Source organism: Enterobacter asburiae (assembly GCF_008080435.1).
Taxonomy (GTDB): Bacteria; Pseudomonadota; Gammaproteobacteria; order Enterobacterales; family Enterobacteriaceae; genus Enterobacter; species Enterobacter asburiae_C.
Genome location: NZ_VRKN01000008.1, coordinates 129510 through 151546, shown reverse-complemented (window position 1 = coordinate 151546; position 22037 = coordinate 129510). Strand labels below are relative to the sequence as shown.

The following is a 22037-nucleotide window of genomic DNA, read 5'->3' as shown; positions in this document are numbered from 1 at the left end:
GAAGCAGTGCGCAAAGTATTATGATAAAATCCGCCCCCCTGCGGGGCCAAATGAACCCGTAAAGGAAGAGTATGAACATTATTGAAGCTGCTGTAGCTACCCCGGACGCTCGCGTCGCCATCACCATTGCGCGTTTCAACAACTTCATCAACGACAGCCTGCTGGAAGGTGCTATTGACGCCCTGAAACGCATCGGCCAGGTTAAAGATGACAACATTACCGTTGTTTGGGTTCCAGGCGCTTACGAACTGCCACTGGCGGCGGGTGCGCTGGCGAAAACCGGTAAATACGACGCGGTGATTGCGCTGGGTACCGTTATTCGTGGCGGCACTGCGCACTTCGAATACGTTGCGGGCGGTGCAAGCAACGGTCTGGCACACGTTGCGCAGGACGCTGAAATTCCTGTCGCGTTCGGCGTGCTGACCACCGAAAGTATTGAACAAGCCATCGAACGTGCTGGCACCAAGGCCGGTAACAAAGGTGCAGAAGCCGCACTGACCGCACTTGAAATGATCAATGTATTGAAAGCCATCAAGGCCTGATTTTTTTGTAAGGGGAATTCCGTGAAACCTGCTGCTCGTCGCCGCGCCCGTGAATGTGCCGTCCAGGCACTTTACTCCTGGCAGTTGTCCCAGAACGACATCGCTGATGTTGAATACCAGTTCCTGTCAGAACAGGACGTGAAAGACGTTGACGTTCTGTACTTCCGTGAACTGCTGTCGGGAGTGGCGACTAATAGCGCGTATCTCGATGGTCTGATGAAACCTTACCTGTCCCGTCTGCTCGAAGAGCTGGGTCAGGTAGAAAAAGCAGTGTTGCGTATCGCGCTGTTTGAGCTGTCTAAACGTGATGATGTGCCGTATAAAGTGGCCATCAATGAAGCGATCGAGCTGGCGAAAACCTTCGGCGCTGAAGACAGCCACAAATTTGTAAATGGCGTACTTGATAAAGCAGCACCTGCGATCCGTCCCCACAAAAAGTGATCCGCAAACCGGAGTCCTGCATTGCCTGACGGGCAGTGCGGCTCCGGTTTTTTCTTTTATTTGCTGAGGCATAACGTATGGCATGCGGCGAATTCTCCCTGATTGCCCGTTATTTCGACCGTGTCAGAACCTCTCGTCTTGATGTTGAAACCGGCATTGGCGATGACTGTGCACTTCTCAATATTCCTGAAAAACAGACGCTGGCAATCAGCACCGACACCCTGGTGTGCGGCCGTCATTTCTTACCGGATATCGATCCTGCCGATCTGGCGTATAAAGCGCTGGCGGTTAACGTCAGCGATCTGGCGGCGATGGGCGCCGATCCCGCGTGGCTGACGCTGGCTCTGACCCTGCCAGAGGTGGATGAAGCCTGGCTTGAAGCCTTTAGCGATGCGCTGTTTGAGCAGCTTAGTTACTACGATATGCAGCTGATTGGCGGTGATACTACTGCCGGGCCGCTGTCGATGACGCTGGCGATCCACGGCTATGTGCCGCTCGGCCGCGCGCTGAAGCGCTCAGGCGCAAAACCAGGCGACTGGATCTACGTGACCGGTACGCCGGGCGACAGCGCGGCAGGGCTGGCGATCCTTCAGAACTTTTTAACAGTTGAAGATGCTGACGATGAGGCGTATCTGCTGAAACGCCATCTGCGGCCAACGCCACGTATTTTGCATGGCCAGGCGCTGCGCGAACGGGCAAGCTCGGCTATCGATCTCTCTGACGGGCTGATCTCGGACCTCGGGCATATCCTGAAGGCCAGCGGTGTGGGCGCGCGCGTTGACCTGGATCTGTTCCCGCTGTCTGAGCAACTGCTTCGCCATGTGGAACCTGAGCAGGCGCTGCGCTGGGCGCTGTCTGGTGGTGAAGACTACGAACTGTGCTTCACGGTGCCTGAGCTCAACCGTGGAACGCTGGACGTGGCGTTAGCGCATCTCGGCGCGAAATTTACCTGCATCGGTCAGATCATGCCGGAGAGTGAAGGGCTGAAGTTTGTGAAAGACGGTGCGCCCGTTACGCTGGACTGGAAAGGGTACGATCACTTCGCGTGATGTTGTGCGCTCTGTATTGCCGGGTGGCGGCTCCGCCTTACCCGGCCTACAAAAGATGGAGCTTACTTAAACCCCACCACCGGATGCTGCTGATACGGCGTCTCCAGCTCGGCAATCTGCTCCGGCGTCAGCGTGAGATCAACCGCATTCAGCAGTTCATCCAGCTGTTCTTCCCGCGACGTTCCAATAATCGGTGCCGCGACCCCACGCTTACCCAGCAGCCACGCCAGCGCCACCTGGGCGCGGGTTGCATCGGTATCGTCGGCGATCCCGGCTAAACGTTCGGCAATCAGCGCATCGCTGGCTTCTGTACCGCCATAAAGATTTTTTCCCACTTCATCCGATACCAGGCGAGCCGTGGTTTCCCCCCATGGACGGGTCAGGCGGCCGCGTGCCAGCGGGCTCCACGGGATCACTGCCACGCCCTCCTGATGGCACAGCGGTAGCATCTCGCGTTCTTCTTCACGATAGATCAGATTGTAGTGATCCTGCATGGTGACAAAGCGCGCCCAGCCGTGCTGCGCCTGGAGAGCCAGCGCCTGGGCAAACTGCGATGCGTGCATAGACGACGCGCCGATGTAGCGTGCTTTACCGGCTTTCACCACATCGTTGAGCGCTTCAAGCGTCTCCTCGACTGGCGTGTTGTAATCCCAACGGTGAATTTGCAGCAGGTCGACGTAATCCATGTTCAGGCGTCTGAGGCTGTCATCAATAGAGCGCAGGATCTGCGCGCGAGAAAGGCCTTCAGTCAGATCGCCTGACGGATAGTAGACCTTGGTAGCGACGACGATGTCATCACGACGGGCAAAATCGCGCAGGGCACGGCCGACAATCTCCTCGCTGCTGCCGTCGGAGTAGCTGTTGGCGGTGTCAAAGAAGTTAATGCCGCCCTCGATGGCGCGTTTGATAATCGGACGGCTGCTCTCTTCCGGCAGCGTCCAGGCGTGATTACCCCGATCGGGCTCGCCAAAAGTCATGCATCCCAGGCAAAGTCGGGAAACCTTAAGGTCGGTTTTTCCTAACGTAGTGTATTGCACGGTTCCGCTCCTGCTGTTTAAACACCAGGTTTAAGCATAGCAGGAGCGGAAAAGGGGGGGGGAGGGGTCAGTCCAGCCTGCTGCGGATTTTGGCTTCGATACCAGCCGCGTCCAGGCCAATCGCCGCACGGGCTTCGTCCTGAGTACCTTGCGGAATGAAATGATCCGGCAGGCCGAGGTTCAGCACCGGCACGGCTTTACGATTTGCCATCAGCACCTCGTTCACACCGCTGCCCGCGCCGCCCATGATGGCGTTTTCTTCCAGCGTGACCAGCACGTCATGCGTCTCGGCCATACTCAGGATCAGAGAGTCGTCGAGCGGCTTCACAAAGCGCATGTCTACCAGGGTAGCATTCAGCGTTTCAGCCGCTTTCGCCGCCTCTGGCATCAGCGTACCGAAGTTCAGGATCGCCACTTTCTCACCGCGACGCTTCACCAGACCTTTACCGATCGGCAGTTTTTCCAGCGGCTGGAGCTCAACGCCTACTGCATTGCCGCGCGGATAGCGAACGGCGCTTGGGCCGTCCTGGTAGTGGTAGCCGGTAAACAGCATCTGGCGACATTCGTTCTCGTCGCTTGGCGTCATGATGACCATACCCGGGATACAACGCAGGAACGACAGGTCAAACGCGCCCTGGTGTGTCTGGCCGTCAGCACCGACGATACCCGCACGATCGATAGCAAACAGTACCGGCAGCTTCTGAATCGCCACGTCATGGATCACCTGATCGTAGGCGCGCTGCAGGAAGGTGGAATAGATAGCGACAACCGGCTTGTAGCCGCCAATGGCCAGGCCCGCTGCAAACGTCACCGCATGCTGCTCGGCAATGGCAACGTCAAAATACTGGTCAGGGTATTTTCGGGAGAACTCCACCATGCCGGAGCCTTCACGCATGGCCGGGGTGATCGCCATCAGCTTGTTGTCTTTCGCTGCGGTTTCGCACAGCCAGTCACCGAAGATTTTTGAATAGCTCGGCATGCCGCCGCTGCTTTTTGGCAGACAGCCGCTGGACGGGTCAAATTTCGGGACCGCGTGGAAGGTGATCGGATCTTTTTCCGCCGGTTCGTAGCCACGCCCTTTTTTGGTCATGATATGCAGGAACTGCGGGCCTTTCAGGTCGCGCATGTTCTTAAGCGTGGTCACCAGACCCAGCACGTCGTGGCCGTCAACCGGGCCAATATAGTTAAAGCCCAGCTCTTCAAACAGGGTGCCCGGCACGACCATGCCTTTGATGTGTTCTTCGGTACGCTTGAGCAGCTCTTTAATCGGCGGTACGCCGGAGAAGACTTTCTTGCCGCCTTCACGCAACGAGGAGTAAAGCTTGCCGGAGAGCAACTGGGCCAGATGGTTGTTCAGCGCGCCGACGTTCTCGGAGATCGACATTTCGTTATCGTTAAGGATAACCAGCATGTCCGGCTTGATGTCGCCCGCATGGTTCATGGCTTCGAAGGCCATGCCGGCGGTAATGGCGCCGTCACCAATCACGCAGACGGTGCGGCGCTGCTTGTTCTCTTTTTCGGCGGCAACGGCAATACCGATGCCCGCAGAAATGGAGGTGGAGGAGTGGCCGACGCTCAGCACGTCATACTCGCTCTCACCACGCCACGGGAACGGGTGCAGGCCGCCTTTCTGACGAATGGTGCCAATTTTATCGCGACGTCCGGTCAGAATTTTGTGCGGATAAGCCTGGTGGCCCACGTCCCAGATGAGCTGATCGAACGGCGTGTTATAGACATAGTGCAGCGCCACGGTCAGCTCTACCGTGCCAAGCCCGGAGGCGAAATGGCCGCTGGAGCGGCTTACGCTGTCGAGCAGGTAGCGACGAAGCTCGTCGCACAGCTTCGGCAGGCTCTCTTTCGGCAACAGACGTAACTCCTGGGTGGAGTCAACTAACGCCAGTGTCGGGTATTTGGCAATATCAAAACTCATCAAAGGCTCATCGAGATATATAGTTTATTTATCACGCTGGATTATATAGTCCGCTAGCGCTTCCAGTGCCGAGGTATCCAGCGATTGCGCGGCCAGTTCATTTAGCGACTGGCGGGCATCGTCAATCAGATCCCGGGCTTTACGTTGGGCTTGCTCAAGACCCAGCAGGGCGGGGTAGGTACTTTTGCCAAGCTGCTGGTCCGCACCCTGACGTTTACCCAATGTTGCAGTATCGCCCACCACATCCAGAATGTCATCCTGAACCTGGAATGCCAGACCGATACTTTCTGCGTATCTGTCCAGAATCGGCAGGGCTTTGCGCCCTTGCTCACCCGCGCTCAGCGCGCCCAGGCGAACGGCGGAACGAATCAATGCCCCTGTTTTATGGCGATGAATACGCTCCAGCTGTTCCAGATTAACCTGACGTCCTTCCGCTTCAAGGTCCAGCGCCTGACCGCCACACATGCCGGCCACGCCGCTGGCCATCGCCAGTTCGGAGATCATCGCCAGGCGGTCGCGGTCAGCCACTTCCGCCATCGGCGCGTCGCTCAGAATCGAGAACGCCAGCGTTTGCAGGGCATCACCCGCCAGAATGGCATTCGCCTCGCCAAACTTGATATGGCAGGTGGGTTGTCCCCGACGCAAGTCGTCGTCGTCCATGGCCGGGAGATCGTCGTGGATCAGCGAGTAGGCATGGATGCACTCAACGGCGGCTGCCGGGGCGTCCAGCGTGTCATCGCTGATACCAAACATATTGCCTGTGGCGTACACCAGGAACGGGCGCAGGCGCTTTCCACCCAAGAGTGCGCCATAGTGCATGGCTTCAACCAGTGGAGTGTTCTGAAAAGGCTGTGGCGCAATAAAACGGCGCAGGGCGTCGTTGGCGCGTACGACACGCGCCTGAAGCTCATTGGCAAAATCCATTTACTCGGCGTCCGGTGTAAAAGGCGTGGTTTTCGCATCTTCGCTGTCGGAAAGCAGGATCTGCACGCGCTGCTCGGCCTGCTGCAGTTTGACCTGCCCCTGGCGCGCCAGCTGCACGCCACGCTCGAATTCGTTGAGCGCCTCTTCCAGCGGGAGATCGCCGCTCTCAAGACGGGTTACGATTTGCTCCAGTTCACTCAGCGCAGTTTCGAAACTGGCCGGTGCGTCGTTCTTCTTCGGCATAGTGAATTGACTCTTATATTCTCAGCCCCGACATGGTAACGGACTCAGGGCAATTATCAAATAACGCGCAATGTGCACAGGAGCGGCGCGATGGTGGTATACTTGCGCGCCTGGATGCAGCCACGGGTGTGGGCTGCTGTACTCTTTTCCATTACAAGCCTTAATACGCTTGCCTAAGAAACATTGCCGCCATGAAGTTTATCATTAAATTGTTCCCTGAAATCACCATCAAAAGCCAATCTGTGCGTTTGCGCTTTATTAAAATTCTCACCGGGAACATTCGTAACGTATTAAAGCACTACGACGAAACCCTCGCCGTGGTGCGCCACTGGGACCACGTTGAGGTCCGTGCGAAAGACGAAAACAAACGTCAGGATATCCGCGACGCGCTGACCCGTATTCCGGGGATCCACCATATTCTCGAAGTGGAAGATGTTCCGTTCAGCGATATGCACGACATCTTCGAGAAAGCGCTGGTCCAGTACCGCGATCAGATCGAAGGCAAAACCTTCTGCGTGCGCGTGAAGCGTCGCGGCAAGCACGAATTCAGCTCCATTGAAGTGGAACGTTACGTCGGCGGTGGTCTGAACCAGCATGTTGAGACGGCGCGCGTACGTCTGACCAACCCGGACGTGACCGTGAACCTGGAGATCGAAAACGATCGCCTGCTGCTGGTGAAAGGGCGCTATGAAGGTATCGGCGGCTTCCCGATTGGCACTCAGGAAGACGTATTGTCCCTGATCTCCGGCGGCTTCGACTCCGGCGTCTCCAGCTATATGCTGATGCGTCGCGGCTGCCGCGTGCACTACTGCTTCTTCAACCTGGGCGGTGCAGCGCATGAAATCGGCGTTCGTCAGGTCGCGCATTACCTGTGGAACCGCTTCGGCAGCTCCCACCGTGTGCGTTTTGTGGCGATCAACTTCGAACCTGTGGTCGGTGAAATCCTCGAAAAAGTGGACGACGGCCAGATGGGCGTGGTGCTGAAGCGCATGATGGTGCGCGCGGCGTCCAAAGTGGCTGAACGCTATGGCGTGCAGGCGCTGGTCACCGGCGAAGCGCTGGGCCAGGTCTCTAGTCAGACGCTGACCAACCTGCGTCTGATCGACAACGTGTCTGATACGCTGATCCTGCGTCCGCTGATCTCCCACGATAAAGAGCACATCATCGATCTGGCGCGCGAAATCGGCACCGAAGATTTTGCCCGCACCATGCCGGAATACTGCGGCGTGATCTCAAAAAGCCCAACGGTGAAAGCGGTGAAGGCGAAGATCGAAGCGGAAGAAGAGAACTTCGATTTTGCCATCCTGGACAAAGTGGTGGAGGAAGCCTCCAACATTGATATCCGTGAGATTGCCCAGCAGACCGAGCAGGAAGTGGTTGAAGTTGAAACCGTCAGCGGTTTTGGTGCCAGCGATGTGATTGTGGATATTCGTTCGATTGATGAACAGGACGCCAGCCCGCTTAACGTCGAAGGCGTTGAGGTGGTTTCTCTGCCGTTCTACAAGCTGAGCACGAAATTTGGCGATCTCGACAAGAGCAAAACGTATCTGCTGTGGTGCGAGCGTGGGGTGATGAGCCGCCTGCAGGCGCTGTATCTGCGTGAGCAGGGCTTTGCGAATGTAAAGGTGTATCGCCCGTAGTTTCTCGCCCGGTGGCGCTTCGCTTACCGGACCTACGGTACCGTGCATTTGTAGGCCGGGTAAGGCGTAGCCGCTACCCGGCTTTTTTATGCGCTACTCTTCATAGTAGTTATAAATCCCCGCCGGCATCACCAGCGATGACGCCACTTCGTACGCTTTCTCGCGTCCGACAAGCAGGTCAATAATCTTCAGCGCAAAATCAATCGCGGTGCCCGGCCCCTGGCTGGTTAGCAGGTTGACGCGCGGATCCCAGACCACGCGTTTATCCACCCAATGCTCTTCCGGGATCGTATCCTTAAGCCCCGGGAAGCCGGTCATATTGCCGATGGGGAAGATATCGTGCGGAATCAGAACCGTTCCGGCGGCGGCACAGATTGCCGCGACAATGCGGCCGGATAAATGAAACTGACGCACGGTCTCGACCAGCAGCGGGCTGTCGCGAAAATATTCCGCGCCTTTTAAGCCGCCGGGCAGCACGATGATGTCGTAATCGCCGTCAGCCACCTGTACCAACGGTGCATCCGCGAGGATTTTCACCCCGCGTGAACAGGTGATTGCCAGATTACCGTCGCTGGCGACGCTGGCGGTGGTGACCTTAATGCCGCCGCGCACCATCAAATCAATGGTGGTGACCGCTTCCATCTCTTCGCTACCAGGGGCGAGACAGATCAGTGCTGACGCGCTCATATTCACTCTCCTTACGTTTAACCAGGTCATACAGACGGGCGTTTTCCGGCACGGCGATGCCGTGCGCACGGGCGCGTTTTAGCAGATAGCCAGTGATGTAGTCGATCTCTGTGTGGCGTAATGCCCGAACATCCTGCAACATTGAGGAGATGTTTTCTGCGGTACTCTCAATGACCTGCTCGACATAACAGCGCAAATCGTCTGCCGAGGTATGTAAGCCTTCCCGCTCAACGACCGCCGCGACTTCAGCACACAGCATCGCAACCTCCTGCGGATGATTTTTCAGCTCCCCGTTCGGGCAGTCCCACAGCGCCGTCAGCGGATTGATCACGCAGTTTACCGCAAGCTTACGCCACAGCTGAGGGCGAATATGGTTATGCCAGGCCACGTCCGGCAACACCTTCTGCAGCACATCGGCAAGATAACTGTAGTCGCCATCCTGCGTTCTGGCGGGGCCGATGTGCGTCACACCGCTGGCGACGTGTACGATGATGTTGCCGTCACGACGTGCAGCGTGCGTGGTCGTCGCCATCAGCAGGGGCTGAGGGACGCTTTTCAGCTCATCAAGGGTCCCCATGCCGTTATGCAGCAGCAGGATGGGTGAAGTGGGGGGGAGCTGCGCGGCCAGTGTCTTTACCGCGTCTGAGACCTGCCACGCTTTGAGCGTCACGAGTAAAAGGTCGCTTTGTGCCAGGAAATCAGGATCGTTCGCGGTCAGTGATTCGTTAAAGAGGCTTCCGTCTTCACCAATCAGGTTCACACTGCAATAGGGCTGGGGCACGCGCAGCCAGCCCTGAACCTCATGTCCGTGCTTGCACAGCGCGGTCAGCCACAGCTGACCAAGCGCTCCGCATCCGAGCACTGTAATTTTCATTGTTCCTCCTCACCTGCAACTGCGCCAGGTGTTACAGCTTAATTATACAGCTAAGCTTCTGTTGAGTTATGCCTAGTAGCGGGTATTATGCAACGCAACAAAAGTGAAGGGAGAAGAAAAGATGCCATCTTTCGATATTGTTTCCGAAGTTGATATCCAGGAAGTTCGCAACGGCGTTGAGAACGCAACCCGCGAAGTTGAGTCACGTTTCGATTTTCGTGGCGTTGAGGCGTCGTTTGAGCTGAACGACGCAAATAAGACCATTAAGGTGCTGAGCGAGTCTGATTTCCAGGTGAATCAGCTGCTCGACATTCTGCGCGCCAAGCTGTTAAAACGCGGCATTGAAGGAACGTCTCTGGATGTGCCGGAAGAGTTTGTACACAGCGGTAAAAACTGGTTTGTTGAAGCTAAGCTGAAGCAGGGCATTGAGAGTGCGGTGCAGAAGAAGATCGTTAAGCTCATCAAAGACAGCAAGCTGAAGGTGCAGGCGCAGATCCAGGGCGAAGAAATTCGCGTCACCGGTAAGTCCCGCGATGACCTCCAGTCCGTAATGGCGCTGGTGCGCGGCGGCGATCTGGGACAACCGTTCCAGTTTAAAAACTTCCGCGATTAATATAAAAAGCCCGGTTTAACCGGGCTTTTTATCACGCTTTGAGCGCCTGCTCGACTTCGAAGCGGTTGGTCATTTTACTGTCTATTTTGACATACGCGCTGCGCTCTTCTGCCGCGATAAGCACTTCACTCACGCCCTCTGTCGATGTAAGACGCTGTTTTAGCGCGTCGTTGATCTCCACATCATCCGGAATTTCTACCCGCAGGCTGCTCACGTAGCGCGGCTCTTTCATGGTGCTGGCGACCAGCAACCAGACTGTCGCCAGTAGCGCACCGGCGAGAAACACGGTCTGTGAATCAAACAGCCCATCCACCCAGCCGCCAAGCGAGCCGCCAATCGCCACGCCGAGAAACTGGCTGGTGGAGTAAATACCCATCGCCGTGCCTTTGTAACCGGCGGGGGACTCTTTGCTGATAAGCGACGGCAACAGCGCTTCCATCAGATTAAAGGCCAGGAAGAACAGCTGTACGCCGGCAATCAGTTCCCAGAAGTGCGGACCTGCACCCCAGAGCACAATTTCGGCAATCAGCAGGACCGCCACGCAGCCCACGAAGACGCGCTTCATTTTGCGCTTCACTTCGGCGTAGATGATGAACGGCACGACGGAGACAAACGAAATCAGCATCGTGACCAGATAGATTTTCCAGTGCTCAGCCGCCGGAAAACCCGCTGCGGCAAGCTGGCCTGGCAGGGCAACGAATGTGGACATCAGCAGAATGTGCAGACACATGATGCCGAAGTTCAGCTTCAGCAGGCGCGGCTCGACAATCACTTTGCTGAAGCAGCCTTTTACCATCCCCGATTCACGGTTCAGAACGTGGTTTTTGCTGTTCGGCACGACCCACAGAGTTAAGGCAATACCGATGGTTGCCAACACGGCAATCATCCAGAACAGGGCGTGCAGACCCAATGTGTGCGTAATGATGGGACCCAGCACCATCGCGATCGCAAAAGTCACGCCAAAGCTCACGCCAATAAACGCCATCGCTTTGGTGCGGTTCTGCTCGCGGGTTAAGTCTGACAGCAGCGCCATCACCGCGGCGGCAATCGCGCCGGAACCCTGCAGAGCGCGGCCGAGAATAATCCCCCAGATGGAGTGGGAGAGGGCGGCAATAACGCTTCCGAGCACAAAGACCAGCAGCCCGCCGACGATCAGCGGTTTTCGACCCACCCGGTCAGAGAGCAGGCCAAACGGGATCTGGAATACTGCCTGCGCCAGACCGTAAATGCCGATCGCGAGGCCAATCAGCGCCTCGCTGGCGCCCTGCAGCGCCATACCGTACGTGGTCAGAACAGGCAGGACCATAAACATGCCAAGCATCCGTAGCGAGAAGACAGTCCCTAAGCCCCAGGTCGCGCGTAGCTCGCCTGGCGTCATTTTATAATCGTTCATTACCACCTCAGTTCAAAAGCAGGCCATAGTGTAGTGCGGGGAAGGGGCGGGGTAAATAAAGGGTTATTTAACAAATATTACATGCGTTATTAATAGATTCAGTGAATAAAAAAGGGTGCCGAAGCACCCCTTTATTCACCTGTTGTGGCTTACCAGACGTAAGTCAGCAGGTTGTGTGAATCTGGCACCATGAAATCTACGGACATCATCACGGACAGCGAGGTGATGGCCACAATCGAGAACACAAACAGTTTGCGCGCCCAGACTTTGTCATCTTCCACTTTGTAACCGCGCAGCGCCATACCGAGCCACCAGACGCTCACCGCAGCGGCTACAGCCAGATATTTATACCCGGCGTAACCACCCAGAGAGAGCATCAGCGTTGCCACGGCAAAGGCGATGATGTACAGCGTGATGTGGTTCTTGGCAACGGAAATGCCTTTCACGACCGGCAGAACCGGGATGTTCGCTGCCTGATAATCCTTAAAGCGGAAAATCGCGATGGCATAGGAGTGCGGCATCTGCCACAGGCTAAAGATAGCCAGCAGGATCAGCGCACCGCTGTCGAACTCGTTCGTGACCGCGCAGTAGCCAATCACCGGCGGCGCAGCGCCGGAGAGAGAACCAATCAGCGTGCCGTAGACGGAGTGGCGTTTCATATACAGGCTGTAGATGCCCACATACACCACGAACCCCATCACCCCCAGCCAGCAGGCCAGCGGGTTAGCACCAAACCACAGCAGCATAAAGCCAGCAATACCCAGCAAGGTGGCGTACACCAGCGAGACGGAAGGGGCGATCAGGCCTTTCACCAGCACCCGATTTTTGGTCCTTTCCATCTTCTTGTCGATATCCATGTCGATGTAGTTGTTAAATACACAACCGGACGCAACAACCAGTGACACACCGACCAGCGTGTAGATAAAGAGGGTGTAATCAATGCTGCCCTTAGAGGCCAGCAGGAACCCTCCGATCACGGAGATCAGGTTGCCAAAGATGATGCCTGGTTTCGTTACTTGCAGGTATTGCTTAAACATACTCGCCGCTCTTAGTGAACCATCATGTTGTAGTTGAGGTTCCACATAATCCAGATGGAACCGACTACCAGGATAGCGATGATAATCACGGTAAAGATAAAGGCGGTCATATTCCAGCCTTCATCGGACTTGGTGTTCATGTGCAGGAAGCAAACCAGATGCACCAGAATCTGAATCACCGCGGTCACCAGGATTGCACCCAGAATAACCGGTTTAGACGCAGAACCGCTCATCACCATCCAGAACGGGATCACCGTCAGGATGATCGACAGGATGAAACCTGTCATGTAGGTTTTTACGCTACCGTGGGAAGCGCCATGATCGTTTGAATGACTCATTACATCGCCCCCATCAGATATACAACAGAGAACACACAGATCCACACCACGTCCAGGAAGTGCCAGAACAGGCTCAGGCACATGATACGGGTACGGTTAGTGCTGGTCAGGCCGCGACGGGATACCTGGAACATCAGTACCGCCATCCAGATCAGACCAGAGGTGACGTGCAGACCGTGAGTACCCACCAGCGCGAAGAACGCGGACAGGAAGCCACTGCGATCCGGACCGAAACCTTCCAGAATCAGGTGATGGAATTCATAGATTTCCATCCCGATAAATCCAGCACCAAACAACCAGGTCAACGCCAGCCAGGAGACAACCTGGCTCTTGTTGTTTTTGTACATGGCGATAGCCGCCATGCCGTAGGTGATGGAGCTGAATAACAGCAGTGCGGTTTCAACCAGAACGAACGGCAGTTCAAAGATGTCCTTGCCAGCCGGGCCGCCCGCCGTGCCGTTCACCAGAACGGCATAGGTCGCGAACAGACAGCAGAACAGAATGCAGTCGCTCATCAGGTAGATCCAGAAACCGAAGACTTTGGTCGGTCCTGTATCGTGGTGCGCATGCTCATGCGCGTGGGCAGTTGAGTGCGCCAGAGTATCAGTTGCCATTTTTCAGCCCCGCTTTAGAAATCTCGTCGAAATGCTGATTTTCCAGCTTCTCAACTTCACGGACTGGTACGTAGTAGTCCACGTCCTCGTCAAAGCTCTTCACAATCCAGCTGATTACGATGCCGGCGAAGCCAACAATCGCCATCCACCAGATGTGCCAGATCATTGCGAAACCAAATACCGTTGCGAAGGCGGCAATGACAATGCCCGCACCGCTGTTTTTCGGCATGTGGATCTCTTCGTAATGAGCAGGTTGCTTGTACGCTTCACCTTTCTCTTTCATTTCCCAGAATGCGTCGCGTTCATGAACCTGCGGCACGATGGCAAAGTTATAGAAAGGAGGTGGAGAAGAGGTCGCCCACTCCAGCGTACGGCCACCCCATGGGTCACCGGTCAGGTCACGGTTCTGGTCGCGGTCGCGAATAGACACGTAGAACTGAATCAGCTGAGACGCGATACCACAGGCAATCAGCACGGCACCGCCCGCTGCAACCACCAGCATTGGGTGGAACTGCGGATCGATCTGCTGGCTCAGACGACGGGTCATACCCATGAAGCCCAGCACGTACAGCGGCATAAATGCCACGAAGAAGCCGATGATCCAGAACCAGAACGCGCGTTTACCCCATTTTTCGTTCAGCGTGAAGCCGAACGCTTTTGGCCACCAGTAGGTTACGCCAGCGAAGCAGCCGAAGACCACGCCACCGATGATAACGTTATGGAAGTGCGCAATCAGGAACAGACTGTTGTGCAGAACGAAGTCAGCACCTGGTACCGCCAGCAGTACGCCGGTCATCCCACCTACGGAGAAGGTAACGATGAAGCCGATGGTCCACAGCATCGCTGAGTGGAACACGATACGGCCCTGGTACATGGTGAACAGCCAGTTGAAGATCTTCACCCCGGTAGGGATGGCGATAATCATGGTGGTAATACCGAAGAAGGCGTTTACGTTCGCGCCCGCACCCATAGTGAAGAAGTGGTGCAGCCAAACGATGAACGACAGAACGGTAATACACACGGTTGCCCACACCAGAGAGGTGTAACCAAACAGACGTTTACGCGAGAAGGTTGCCGCGATTTCGGAGAACACACCGAACACAGGCAGAACCAGAATGTACACTTCCGGGTGACCCCAGGCCCAAATCAGGTTGATGTACATCATCATGTTGCCACCCATATCATTCGTGAAGAAATGGGTGCCCAGGTAGCGGTCCAGGGTCAGCAGCGCGATGGTGACGGTCAGAATTGGGAAGGAGGCAATAATCAGGATGTTGGCGCACAGAGATGCCCAGGTAAATACCGGCATCTTGAACATGGTCATGCCAGGGGCACGCATCTTGATAATGGTCACGAAGAAGTTGATACCGGTCAGGGTAGTACCGACACCGGAGAGCTGAAGCGCCCAAATCCAGTAGTCGACGCCAACGCCCGGACTGTACTCAATTCCTGACAGCGGCGGGTAAGCCAGCCAGCCGGTCTGCGCGAATTCGCCCACACCCAGTGACAGGTTAACCAGGATAACGCCGACAACCGTGAACCAGAAGCTCAGGTTGTTCAGGAACGGGAACGCCACGTCGCGCGCGCCGATTTGCAGCGGAACGACAACGTTCATCAGACCGATAACCAGCGGCATCGCCACGAAGAAGATCATGATAACGCCGTGGGCGGTAAAGATCTGATCGTAGTGGTGCGGTGGCAGGAAGCCGGCTTCACCCGCAGAAGCGAGTACCTGCTGGCTACGCATCATGATCGCATCCGCAAAGCCACGAATTAACATGACGATACCGACGATGCAGTACATGATACCGAGTTTTTTGTGGTCAACCGAAGTCAGCCACTCGTTCCACAGGTAGCTCCACTTACCGAAGTAAGTGATCAGGGCCAGTAAGGCCGCGCCACCAATGATAATTGCAGCCACCGTAACCACGATAATCGGTTCATGGTAGGGCACTGCATCCAGTGTCAATTTTCCGAACATTTTCTTCCTCGGCCCCTTAGTGAGCGGTTTCCGCGTGGCTCATGTCCATGCCTTCCATACCTTCATGCGCGCTGTGCTCGCCTTCAGGCTGGGTCATGTCCATGCTCTTGCCGTGATCCATAAATTTGCCAATAACCTCTTTGAACAAATCAGGTTTCACATTAGAGAAGTACTCCACCTTGTTGTATTCGCTAGGTGCAGCCACTTTATCGAACGCCGCCATGTCAGACATGGTGTTTGGAGACTGCTTCGCTTTTTCAACCCACTGGTCGAAAGCGGCACGGTCTGGCGTCGCAATAGCTTTGAACTTCATACCTGAGAAGCCCGGGCCGCTATAGCTGGCGGAGATACCATCATAGGTGCCTGCTTCATTCGCGATCAGGTGCAGGTTGGTCTGCATACCGGCCATCGCGTAAATCTGGCTACCCAGACGTGGGATGAAGAAGGAGTTCATTACGGAGTTGGAGGTCACTTTGAACTGAACCGGAGTGTTCGCCGGGAAGGCGATTTCATTCACGGTAGCGATACCCTGCTCTGGATAGATGAAGAACCATTTCCAGTCCATGGAGACCACTTCAATGGTAATAGGTTTCTCATCGTGAACCAGCGGTTTGCTTGGCTCAAGTGCGTGAGTGGTTTTCCAGGTCAGTACGGCAAGGAACAGGATGATCAGAATAGGTACCGTCCAGACCACAGCTTCCACTTTATTGGAGTGTGACCAGTTAGGGCTATACTTCGCATCTTTATTGCTCGCACGATACTTCCAGGCGAAACCAACAGCCATCAAAATGGCAGGAATAACCACAATCAACATCAGGCCAAAAGCCGTCAATATCAGTGAACGTTGTTCCAGTCCAATCTGTCCCTTGGGGTCTAGTAGTGCAGAATCGCAGCCACTGAGTAATACAGTGCCCGCGAATAATGACAACCATCCCAAACTTTTATTGTATTTCCCGAGTCTCATTTAACGACCTCAATTCCACGGAGTCTGGTGGCGTTTAAAGTGTGCGGGCATTTTACGGGAAGGTTACATTACTGTAAACATCATTAGGCCTGTGTCAGGAAGGTGTTACCGGGTTCTGCCGCACGTGTCACAAGTGTTGCAAGTTATGTCGGTTTTTATGACCGAAGCCGCATGGTGTGGGCTTTATAACGAAAGGACCCCCAAGCATACCCTAAAAGGGACAATTGGTATAACCATTGTTGAAAATAAACAAAAAATTAACAATTAATTATCAATAAAAAGACATCTAAAAAACGAAAAATCAAACTCTCGTATGCTGAATCGTTTAATGAAAAATAGCGTTTTGGAATGGGAGCCAATAATTTCCAAATCCTATCCCGCACAAAACAACAAATATTTTTTTTAGCGGTTGGTGGCTATTTCGCCGTTATAATTTCGGTTAGTGATTACAACGGGAAATAACCTTTCGCATTTTTCTTCAGGTCATCTGCGTTTTACGCAACGCCATGAAATCGAGCAGACCCCCGGTCAGGATCCCGGCGATAGCCAGCAGAGCGCCTGCGTCCAGCAGAAGGGTTTCGAAGGGGAGTGTCAGTGACGTGCTGACATTAATAATGAGCACCACCAGCCAGAGTGCCAGAGCAACGCATCCCACCATTAACAGACGTAACGCAAAACGGTAGGCGCGGTGATATTCGGTGCGCGGCATAAAGTGTTCTGTCCGCTGGGTATATTCCAGCGTCTGACGGCAGACCAGCAGCAATAAAATTCCCGGCACGGCAGCCACGACCGAGAAGAGATAAAATGTTGGCCAGCCGTGGGCTTCCACGAACCAGCCGGCAATCGGGCCAACGTACACGCGACCAACGGCGGAGAGCGCCGAGAGCAGAGCGAACTGTGTGGCGGAAAACGACTTGTTGCACAGGGTCATCAGCAGGGCGACAAACGCCGCTGTTCCCATGCCACCACAGAGGTTTTCGAAGAATACCGCTGCGGCCATGCTGATCGTATGTTTGTCAGTAATCGACAGCAGCCAGTAGCCTGCGTTAGAGACGCCCTGAAGGATGCCGAAAATCAGCAGCGCGCGAAACAACGTCAGGCGCTGCATCAGCACGCCGCCATAAAGCGCGCCGACAATGGTCGCAAACAGTCCGAGCGTTTTATTCACCACACCCACTTCACCGGCGTCAAAACCGACACCCCGGATCAGGAAGGTGGTGGTCAGGCTCATGGCAAAGGCATCGCCCAGCTTATAAAGGACGATAAGCAACAGGATCAGCCAGGCGTTGTTGCGGCCAAAGAAGTCACGAAGCGGTTCGGCGACGGCCTGCTCCAGCGAGCGGGGAACCGGGATGACATCACTCGGTTCGGGCGCGAATAACGTCGCGATAATGCAGGGGATCAGCAGGGCGGCCATCAGCCAGTACATGCCCTGCCAGCCAAGGTAACGGTCGGCCAGCCACAGTGCCAGCCCGCCGGAGACCAGCATGCCGAGGCGATAGCCCAGCACGCTGATTGCCGCACCGGCGCCGCGCTCTTCCGCAGGTAACACGTCCGTCTTCCAGGCGTCGAACACGATATCCTGAGAGGCGGAACAGAAGGCAATCACCACCGCAAGCGCGGCCATCCAGCGAAGCTGCGTGGTGGGTTCAAGAAAACCCATCGCCGCAATGGCCAGCAGCAGCAGGATCTGCGTCATCACTAACCAGCCGCGTCGACGCCCGAGGAAAGGCGGCGTGTAGCGATCCATGACCGGAGACCACAGGAACTTAAAGACATAGGCCTGGCCCACAAGCGAGAAGAAACCAATGGTTTTAAGATCGATGTTCTCAACCGTCATCCACGCCTGAAGCGTGCCGGAAGTGAGTGCGAGGGGTAAACCCGAGGCAAAGCCGAGGATCAGCAGAATCGCTGATTTCGGTTGCTGGAAAATGCGTAAGTAATGGCTGGACATATTCTTATAAAACTGACCCGGTGATACACCGGGTCAGTGAGCAGAATTAACGCGCGTTCTGCTTGATGAAGTCGTGAATGCTGGTGTCCTGCGCCATATCGGAGATGGTATCGGTCAGCACGCTATTAACGGCGTTAGCAATGTTCTGGTTGGAGGCCTGGAACGCACCTTCAACAGAGTAGCTGGCGCGGTAGTTTTTGGTCATCTTGTTGCCATTCTTCGCGGTGGCAATGATGGCGATATCCGCTTTGGTCGCGATGTTGTAGCGCACGTTGCCCTGAGACACGTCAGCGTACAGGTTGTTGACGATGATCTGGAGATCGACCGCGCCGCTTGGGCCAATCATATAGCCGCGAGCGGTCATCTGTTTCTCCAGCACTTCCTGGAGCAGGAAGCGCAGGTCGCGGGACGCGGTGAGGGTAACCTGCTGGTTATCGCGGGTCACTTTTGCCAGCGCCTGATCCTGACGCTGATCGGCACCGTTAATGCTCACGGTGACGCCCATCAGGCTAGGGTCCTGCTGAGGCAGGGTGATTTTTGGTGAGACATCAATAGTGGTAGGCGGGGTAGCACAGCCTGCCAGCATAAAAAGGGCTACCAACGGAAAGAAGAGTTTTTTTAACATTTTCGGGTTCTCAACGAATCGTAAGCATATAAAGAGAAAAATTGTCGCCATCATAACATCGCCAACGGCGAGGGGAAGTGGTCAACGCATGTAAATTCATCGCCTTGTCCGAAAACTGACCAGTTCACCGTTTTTCCCAGTCCGCGTATGACAAAACGTATGAGTCTCACAGTGAACTTCATTCGTTTGAGTGAGAAAATCAGACGAAAGCTAAATATTTGTTGTCAAGGTGTAATGGAAACGGTAAAAGCGGCTAACATTTAAAGGGATGGGTGACATCCTGGCGTTGTCGGAGGAGTAATTTCATGATGATACGTGAGCATATAGAAGATAAATTAAGGGCAGCGTTCAACCCTGTGTTCCTCGAAGTCGTCGACGAAAGCTATCGTCATAACGTGCCGGCAGGTTCTGAAAGCCACTTTAAAGTGGTTCTGGTTAGCGATCGCTTCACGGGAGAACGTTTCCTGAATCGACACCGCTTGATCTACAGCACCTTGACGGAAGAACTCTCCACGACCGTGCATGCGCTGGCACTGCATACCTATACCATTAAGGAATGGGAAGGCTTGCAGGATACGGTTTTCGCATCTCCGCCCTGTCGCGGTGCAGGCACTATCGCCTGATAAATCGGATTTGCAACGGCTGGAGCTTTTCCAGTATGTTGCTTACAGATTTCCTCAAAACGGCCTCCGGGCCGTTTTGTTTTGTCTGAGTTTTGAGCGGATGGTGCGATTTTAAGGCTAAAAATAGCCTTAAAGTGTGAAAAAAGCCGCAGCAACATGCCCCAACCGTTCTCGACTCACCTAAGTGATGCCGCTATAATGCCGCGTCTTATTGAATGTCTTCGGGATGATTCTGGCGACAGGGAATGTGAATCTGCACTAAGAGAGCATCCCGGTATAACAGACAGATTCAGAGTTGACCGAGCACTGTGATTTTTTTGAGGTAACAAGATGCAAGTTTCAGTTGAAACCACTCAAGGCCTTGGCCGCCGTGTAACGATTACTATCGCTGCTGACAGCATCGAAACTGCTGTGAAAAGCGAGCTGGTCAACGTAGCAAAAAAAGTACGTATTGACGGCTTCCGCAAGGGCAAAGTACCAATGAATGTTGTTGCTCAGCGTTATGGCGCTTCCGTGCGTCAGGATGTGCTGGGTGAACTGATGAGCCGTAACTTTATTGATGCGATCATCAAAGAAAAAATCAATCCGGCCGGCGCGCCGAACTACGTTCCAGGCGAATACAAACTGGGCGAAGACTTCACCTACTCCGTAGAGTTCGAAGTGTACCCGGAAGTTGAGCTGAAAGGTCTGGAATCGATCGAAGTTGAAAAACCAGTTGTTTCCGTGACTGACGAAGACGTTGACGGCATGCTGGATACCCTGCGCAAGCAGCAGGCGAACTGGAAAGAAAAAGAAGGCGCTGTTGACGCTGAAGACCGTGTCACCATCGACTTCACCGGTTCTGTAGACGGCGAAGAGTTCGAAGGCGGCAAAGCGTCTGACTTCGTACTGGCAATGGGCCAGGGTCGTATGATCCCAGGCTTCGAAGACGGTATCAAAGGCCACAAGGCTGGCGAAGAGTTCACCATCGACGTGACCTTCCCGGAAGAATACCACGCTGAAAACCTGAAAGGGAAAGCAGCGAAGTTCGCTATCAACCTGAAGAAAGTTGAAGAGCGCGAACTGCCAGAACTGACTGAAGAATTCATCAAGCGTTTCGGCGTGGAAGATGGTTCCGTAGCGGGTCTGCGTACCGAAGTGCGTAAGAACATGGAACGCGAACTGAACGGCGCGGTGCGTAACCGTGTGAAATCTCAGGCGATCGAAGGTCTGGTGAAAGCCAACGAAATCGACGTTCCCGCTGCCCTGATCGACAGCGAAATCGACGTTCTGCGCCGTCAGGCTGCACAGCGTTTCGGTGGCAACCAGCAGCAAGCAATGGAACTGCCACGTGAGCTGTTCGAAGAGCAAGCGAAACGCCGCGTTGTTGTTGGCCTGCTGCTGGGCGAAGTGATTCGTACCCACGAGCTGAAAGCTGACGAAGAGCGTGTGAAAGGCCTGATCGAAGAGATGGCTTCTGCATACGAAGATCCATCAGAAGTGATCGAGTTCTACGGTAAGAACAAAGAGCTGATGGACAACATGCGCAACGTTGCCCTGGAAGAGCAGGCTGTTGAAGCGGTACTGGCGAAAGCGAAAGTGTCCGAAAAAGCGACCTCTTTTAACGAACTGATGAACCAGCAGGCGTAATTTCGCCCCAACGGTTTAAAGTTTGAACAGAAAACCCGTTGCCTTGCGGCAGCGGGTTTTTTTTATCGCAGCTACAGCCCTGGAAGAGTGCTAAAACGCCCTTTCAGTGTTAGCGTAACAACAAAAGGTTGTTATGCTTGAAATAGGGCACTGTGAACCCCATAAGTACGTAATCATGATGAATGAGACTGGCTGATAATCCGTCCGTAAGGTTACAATCAGTACAGCAGGTGTTTTCAATTTTGATCCAGGAGACGGAAATGTCATACAGTGGCGAACGAGATAACTTTGCACCCCATATGGCTCTGGTGCCAATGGTTATTGAACAGACCTCACGTGGTGAGCGTTCTTTTGATATCTATTCCCGTCTGCTCAAGGAACGCGTTATCTTTCTGACCGGCCAGGTGGAAGACCACATGGCTAACCTGATCGTGGCGCAGATGCTGTTTCTGGAAGCGGAAAACCCGGAAAAAGACATTTACCTGTACATTAACTCCCCAGGCGGCGTGATTACAGCAGGGATGTCCATTTATGACACCATGCAATTCATCAAGCCTGATGTAAGCACTATCTGTATGGGTCAGGCTGCATCTATGGGCGCGTTCCTGCTAACCGCAGGGGCGAAAGGTAAGCGTTTCTGCTTGCCAAATTCCCGCGTGATGATTCACCAGCCGCTGGGTGGTTACCAGGGGCAGGCGACGGATATCGAAATCCACGCCCGCGAAATTCTGAAAGTAAAAGCGCGCATGAATGAACTCATGGCGCAGCATACGGGTCAACCACTCGAGCAGATCGAGCGCGATACCGAGCGCGATCGCTTCCTCTCTGCTCCAGAGGCAGTTGAGTACGGCTTAGTCGACTCCGTGTTGACCCATCGTAATTGATGCCCGCGACGCGAG

The 22037-nt window shown here is 54.6% G+C and carries 22 protein-coding genes; 8 read left to right on the top strand and 14 right to left on the bottom strand.

Translation table 11 applies throughout. The annotated features are described in order from the left end of the window. Positions 1–71: 71 nt before the first annotated feature. The 3 genes from ribH (at position 72) to thiL (ending at position 2032) form a co-directional block, all read left to right on the top strand. Entirely contained in the window at positions 72–542 is a 471-nt protein-coding gene (gene ribH, locus FU672_RS16435; protein ID WP_006176874.1) for a 6,7-dimethyl-8-ribityllumazine synthase, read from the top strand. A gap of 21 nt (positions 543–563) precedes the next feature. Continuing rightward, complete coding sequence (gene nusB, locus FU672_RS16430) at positions 564–983, top strand: transcription antitermination factor NusB (RefSeq protein ID WP_006809908.1); 420 nt, start codon at positions 564–566, stop codon at positions 981–983. A 77-nt stretch (positions 984–1060) separates the two neighbouring features. Continuing rightward, positions 1061–2032 (top strand): thiamine-phosphate kinase, encoded by a 972-nt coding sequence (gene thiL / locus FU672_RS16425; protein ID WP_148244063.1) that lies wholly within the window; start codon positions 1061–1063, stop codon positions 2030–2032. 62 nt (positions 2033–2094) lie between these two features. Here thiL and FU672_RS16420 read toward each other — a convergent pair whose 3' ends face one another. From FU672_RS16420 to xseB, 4 genes are all read right to left on the bottom strand, one after another. Further along, positions 2095–3069 carry an aldo/keto reductase gene (locus FU672_RS16420; protein ID WP_148244062.1) on the bottom strand — a complete coding sequence of 325 codons (975 nt, stop codon included), beginning with the start codon at positions 3067–3069 and terminating at the stop codon, positions 2095–2097. A gap of 67 nt (positions 3070–3136) precedes the next feature. Next, positions 3137–4999 (bottom strand): 1-deoxy-D-xylulose-5-phosphate synthase, encoded by a 1863-nt coding sequence (dxs, locus tag FU672_RS16415; protein ID WP_148244061.1) that lies wholly within the window; start codon positions 4997–4999, stop codon positions 3137–3139. Positions 5000–5023: 24 nt separating this feature from the next. After that, positions 5024–5923 (bottom strand): (2E,6E)-farnesyl diphosphate synthase, encoded by a 900-nt coding sequence (gene ispA / locus FU672_RS16410; RefSeq protein ID WP_148244060.1) that lies wholly within the window; start codon positions 5921–5923, stop codon positions 5024–5026. Next, positions 5924–6166, bottom strand: a complete 243-nt coding sequence (gene xseB / locus FU672_RS16405; RefSeq protein ID WP_008503331.1) for an exodeoxyribonuclease VII small subunit — start codon at positions 6164–6166, stop codon at positions 5924–5926. A gap of 191 nt (positions 6167–6357) precedes the next feature. Here xseB and thiI point away from each other — a divergent pair, with 191 nt between their 5' ends. After that, complete coding sequence (gene thiI, locus FU672_RS16400; RefSeq protein WP_032642000.1) at positions 6358–7806, top strand: tRNA uracil 4-sulfurtransferase ThiI; 1449 nt, start codon at positions 6358–6360, stop codon at positions 7804–7806. Between the two features lie 93 nt (positions 7807–7899). Here the strand turns inward: thiI and yajL are convergent, their stop codons facing one another. After that, positions 7900–8493: a protein deglycase YajL gene (gene yajL, locus FU672_RS16395; protein ID WP_148244059.1), complete on the bottom strand. Its 594-nt coding sequence runs from the start codon at positions 8491–8493 to the stop codon at positions 7900–7902. Next, entirely contained in the window at positions 8456–9367 is a 912-nt protein-coding gene (gene panE / locus FU672_RS16390; RefSeq protein ID WP_148244058.1) for a 2-dehydropantoate 2-reductase, read from the bottom strand. Before panE ends, yajL begins: the two co-directional genes overlap by 38 nt. Before the next feature lie 121 nt (positions 9368–9488). Here panE and FU672_RS16385 point away from each other — a divergent pair, with 121 nt between their 5' ends. Continuing rightward, positions 9489–9980, top strand: coding sequence for a YajQ family cyclic di-GMP-binding protein (locus tag FU672_RS16385; protein WP_023334701.1), 492 nt, complete (start codon positions 9489–9491; stop codon positions 9978–9980). Between the two features lie 31 nt (positions 9981–10011). On the opposite strand, the gene FU672_RS16380 is transcribed toward FU672_RS16385, so the two are convergent. From FU672_RS16380 to FU672_RS16345, 8 genes are all read right to left on the bottom strand, one after another. Continuing rightward, entirely contained in the window at positions 10012–11373 is a 1362-nt protein-coding gene (locus FU672_RS16380) for an MFS transporter (protein WP_148244057.1), read from the bottom strand. A gap of 149 nt (positions 11374–11522) precedes the next feature. Next, complete coding sequence (cyoE, locus tag FU672_RS16375) at positions 11523–12410, bottom strand: heme o synthase (RefSeq protein WP_039265834.1); 888 nt, start codon at positions 12408–12410, stop codon at positions 11523–11525. An 11-nt stretch (positions 12411–12421) separates the two neighbouring features. After that, positions 12422–12748, bottom strand: a complete 327-nt coding sequence (locus FU672_RS16370; protein WP_006176899.1) for a cytochrome o ubiquinol oxidase subunit IV — start codon at positions 12746–12748, stop codon at positions 12422–12424. Beyond that, complete coding sequence (locus FU672_RS16365) at positions 12748–13362, bottom strand: cytochrome o ubiquinol oxidase subunit III (protein WP_023334703.1); 615 nt, start codon at positions 13360–13362, stop codon at positions 12748–12750. Before FU672_RS16365 ends, FU672_RS16370 begins: the two co-directional genes overlap by 1 nt. Then, a complete protein-coding gene (cyoB, locus tag FU672_RS16360; RefSeq protein WP_148244056.1) occupies positions 13352–15343 on the bottom strand; it encodes a cytochrome o ubiquinol oxidase subunit I in 1992 nt (663 codons plus the stop codon). The genes FU672_RS16365 and cyoB overlap by 11 nt, the downstream gene beginning before the upstream one ends. A gap of 16 nt (positions 15344–15359) precedes the next feature. Further along, positions 15360–16307, bottom strand: coding sequence for a cytochrome o ubiquinol oxidase subunit II (gene cyoA, locus FU672_RS16355; protein WP_148244055.1), 948 nt, complete (start codon positions 16305–16307; stop codon positions 15360–15362). Between the two features lie 478 nt (positions 16308–16785). Further along, the gene (gene ampG / locus FU672_RS16350) at positions 16786–18261 is read right to left on the bottom strand and encodes a muropeptide MFS transporter AmpG (RefSeq protein ID WP_148244054.1); all 1476 of its coding nucleotides are present in this window, start codon (positions 18259–18261) and stop codon (positions 16786–16788) included. Between the two features lie 46 nt (positions 18262–18307). Next, complete coding sequence (locus FU672_RS16345) at positions 18308–18886, bottom strand: lipoprotein (protein WP_148244053.1); 579 nt, start codon at positions 18884–18886, stop codon at positions 18308–18310. A gap of 305 nt (positions 18887–19191) precedes the next feature. On the opposite strand from FU672_RS16345, the gene bolA reads away from it, so the two are divergent. The 3 genes from bolA (at position 19192) to clpP (ending at position 22022) form a co-directional block, all read left to right on the top strand. Next, complete coding sequence (gene bolA / locus FU672_RS16340) at positions 19192–19509, top strand: transcriptional regulator BolA (RefSeq protein WP_021241655.1); 318 nt, start codon at positions 19192–19194, stop codon at positions 19507–19509. Positions 19510–19839: 330 nt separating this feature from the next. Further along, positions 19840–21138, top strand: coding sequence for a trigger factor (gene tig, locus FU672_RS16335; RefSeq protein WP_148244052.1), 1299 nt, complete (start codon positions 19840–19842; stop codon positions 21136–21138). Positions 21139–21398: 260 nt separating this feature from the next. Beyond that, positions 21399–22022 (top strand): ATP-dependent Clp endopeptidase proteolytic subunit ClpP, encoded by a 624-nt coding sequence (gene clpP / locus FU672_RS16330; protein ID WP_010428105.1) that lies wholly within the window; start codon positions 21399–21401, stop codon positions 22020–22022. Positions 22023–22037 lie beyond the last annotated feature (15 nt).

Coding starts and splice junctions, on each gene's coding strand:
- ribH (WP_006176874.1), top strand. CDS start 72: ATGAACATTATTGAAGCTGCTGTAGCTACCCCGGACGCTCGCGTCGCC.
- thiL (WP_148244063.1), top strand. CDS start 1,061: ATGGCATGCGGCGAATTCTCCCTGATTGCCCGTTATTTCGACCGTGTC.
- dxs (WP_148244061.1), bottom strand. CDS start 4,999: ATGAGTTTTGATATTGCCAAATACCCGACACTGGCGTTAGTTGACTCC.
- ispA (WP_148244060.1), bottom strand. CDS start 5,923: ATGGATTTTGCCAATGAGCTTCAGGCGCGTGTCGTACGCGCCAACGAC.
- xseB (WP_008503331.1), bottom strand. CDS start 6,166: ATGCCGAAGAAGAACGACGCACCGGCCAGTTTCGAAACTGCGCTGAGT.
- thiI (WP_032642000.1), top strand. CDS start 6,358: ATGAAGTTTATCATTAAATTGTTCCCTGAAATCACCATCAAAAGCCAA.
- yajL (WP_148244059.1), bottom strand. CDS start 8,493: ATGAGCGCGTCAGCACTGATCTGTCTCGCCCCTGGTAGCGAAGAGATG.
- panE (WP_148244058.1), bottom strand. CDS start 9,367: ATGAAAATTACAGTGCTCGGATGCGGAGCGCTTGGTCAGCTGTGGCTG.
- FU672_RS16385 (WP_023334701.1), top strand. CDS start 9,489: ATGCCATCTTTCGATATTGTTTCCGAAGTTGATATCCAGGAAGTTCGC.
- FU672_RS16380 (WP_148244057.1), bottom strand. CDS start 11,373: ATGAACGATTATAAAATGACGCCAGGCGAGCTACGCGCGACCTGGGGC.
- cyoE (WP_039265834.1), bottom strand. CDS start 12,410: ATGTTTAAGCAATACCTGCAAGTAACGAAACCAGGCATCATCTTTGGC.
- FU672_RS16370 (WP_006176899.1), bottom strand. CDS start 12,748: ATGAGTCATTCAAACGATCATGGCGCTTCCCACGGTAGCGTAAAAACC.
- FU672_RS16365 (WP_023334703.1), bottom strand. CDS start 13,362: ATGGCAACTGATACTCTGGCGCACTCAACTGCCCACGCGCATGAGCAT.
- cyoB (WP_148244056.1), bottom strand. CDS start 15,343: ATGTTCGGAAAATTGACACTGGATGCAGTGCCCTACCATGAACCGATT.
- cyoA (WP_148244055.1), bottom strand. CDS start 16,307: ATGAGACTCGGGAAATACAATAAAAGTTTGGGATGGTTGTCATTATTC.
- ampG (WP_148244054.1), bottom strand. CDS start 18,261: ATGTCCAGCCATTACTTACGCATTTTCCAGCAACCGAAATCAGCGATT.
- FU672_RS16345 (WP_148244053.1), bottom strand. CDS start 18,886: ATGTTAAAAAAACTCTTCTTTCCGTTGGTAGCCCTTTTTATGCTGGCA.
- bolA (WP_021241655.1), top strand. CDS start 19,192: ATGATGATACGTGAGCATATAGAAGATAAATTAAGGGCAGCGTTCAAC.
- tig (WP_148244052.1), top strand. CDS start 19,840: ATGCAAGTTTCAGTTGAAACCACTCAAGGCCTTGGCCGCCGTGTAACG.
- clpP (WP_010428105.1), top strand. CDS start 21,399: ATGTCATACAGTGGCGAACGAGATAACTTTGCACCCCATATGGCTCTG.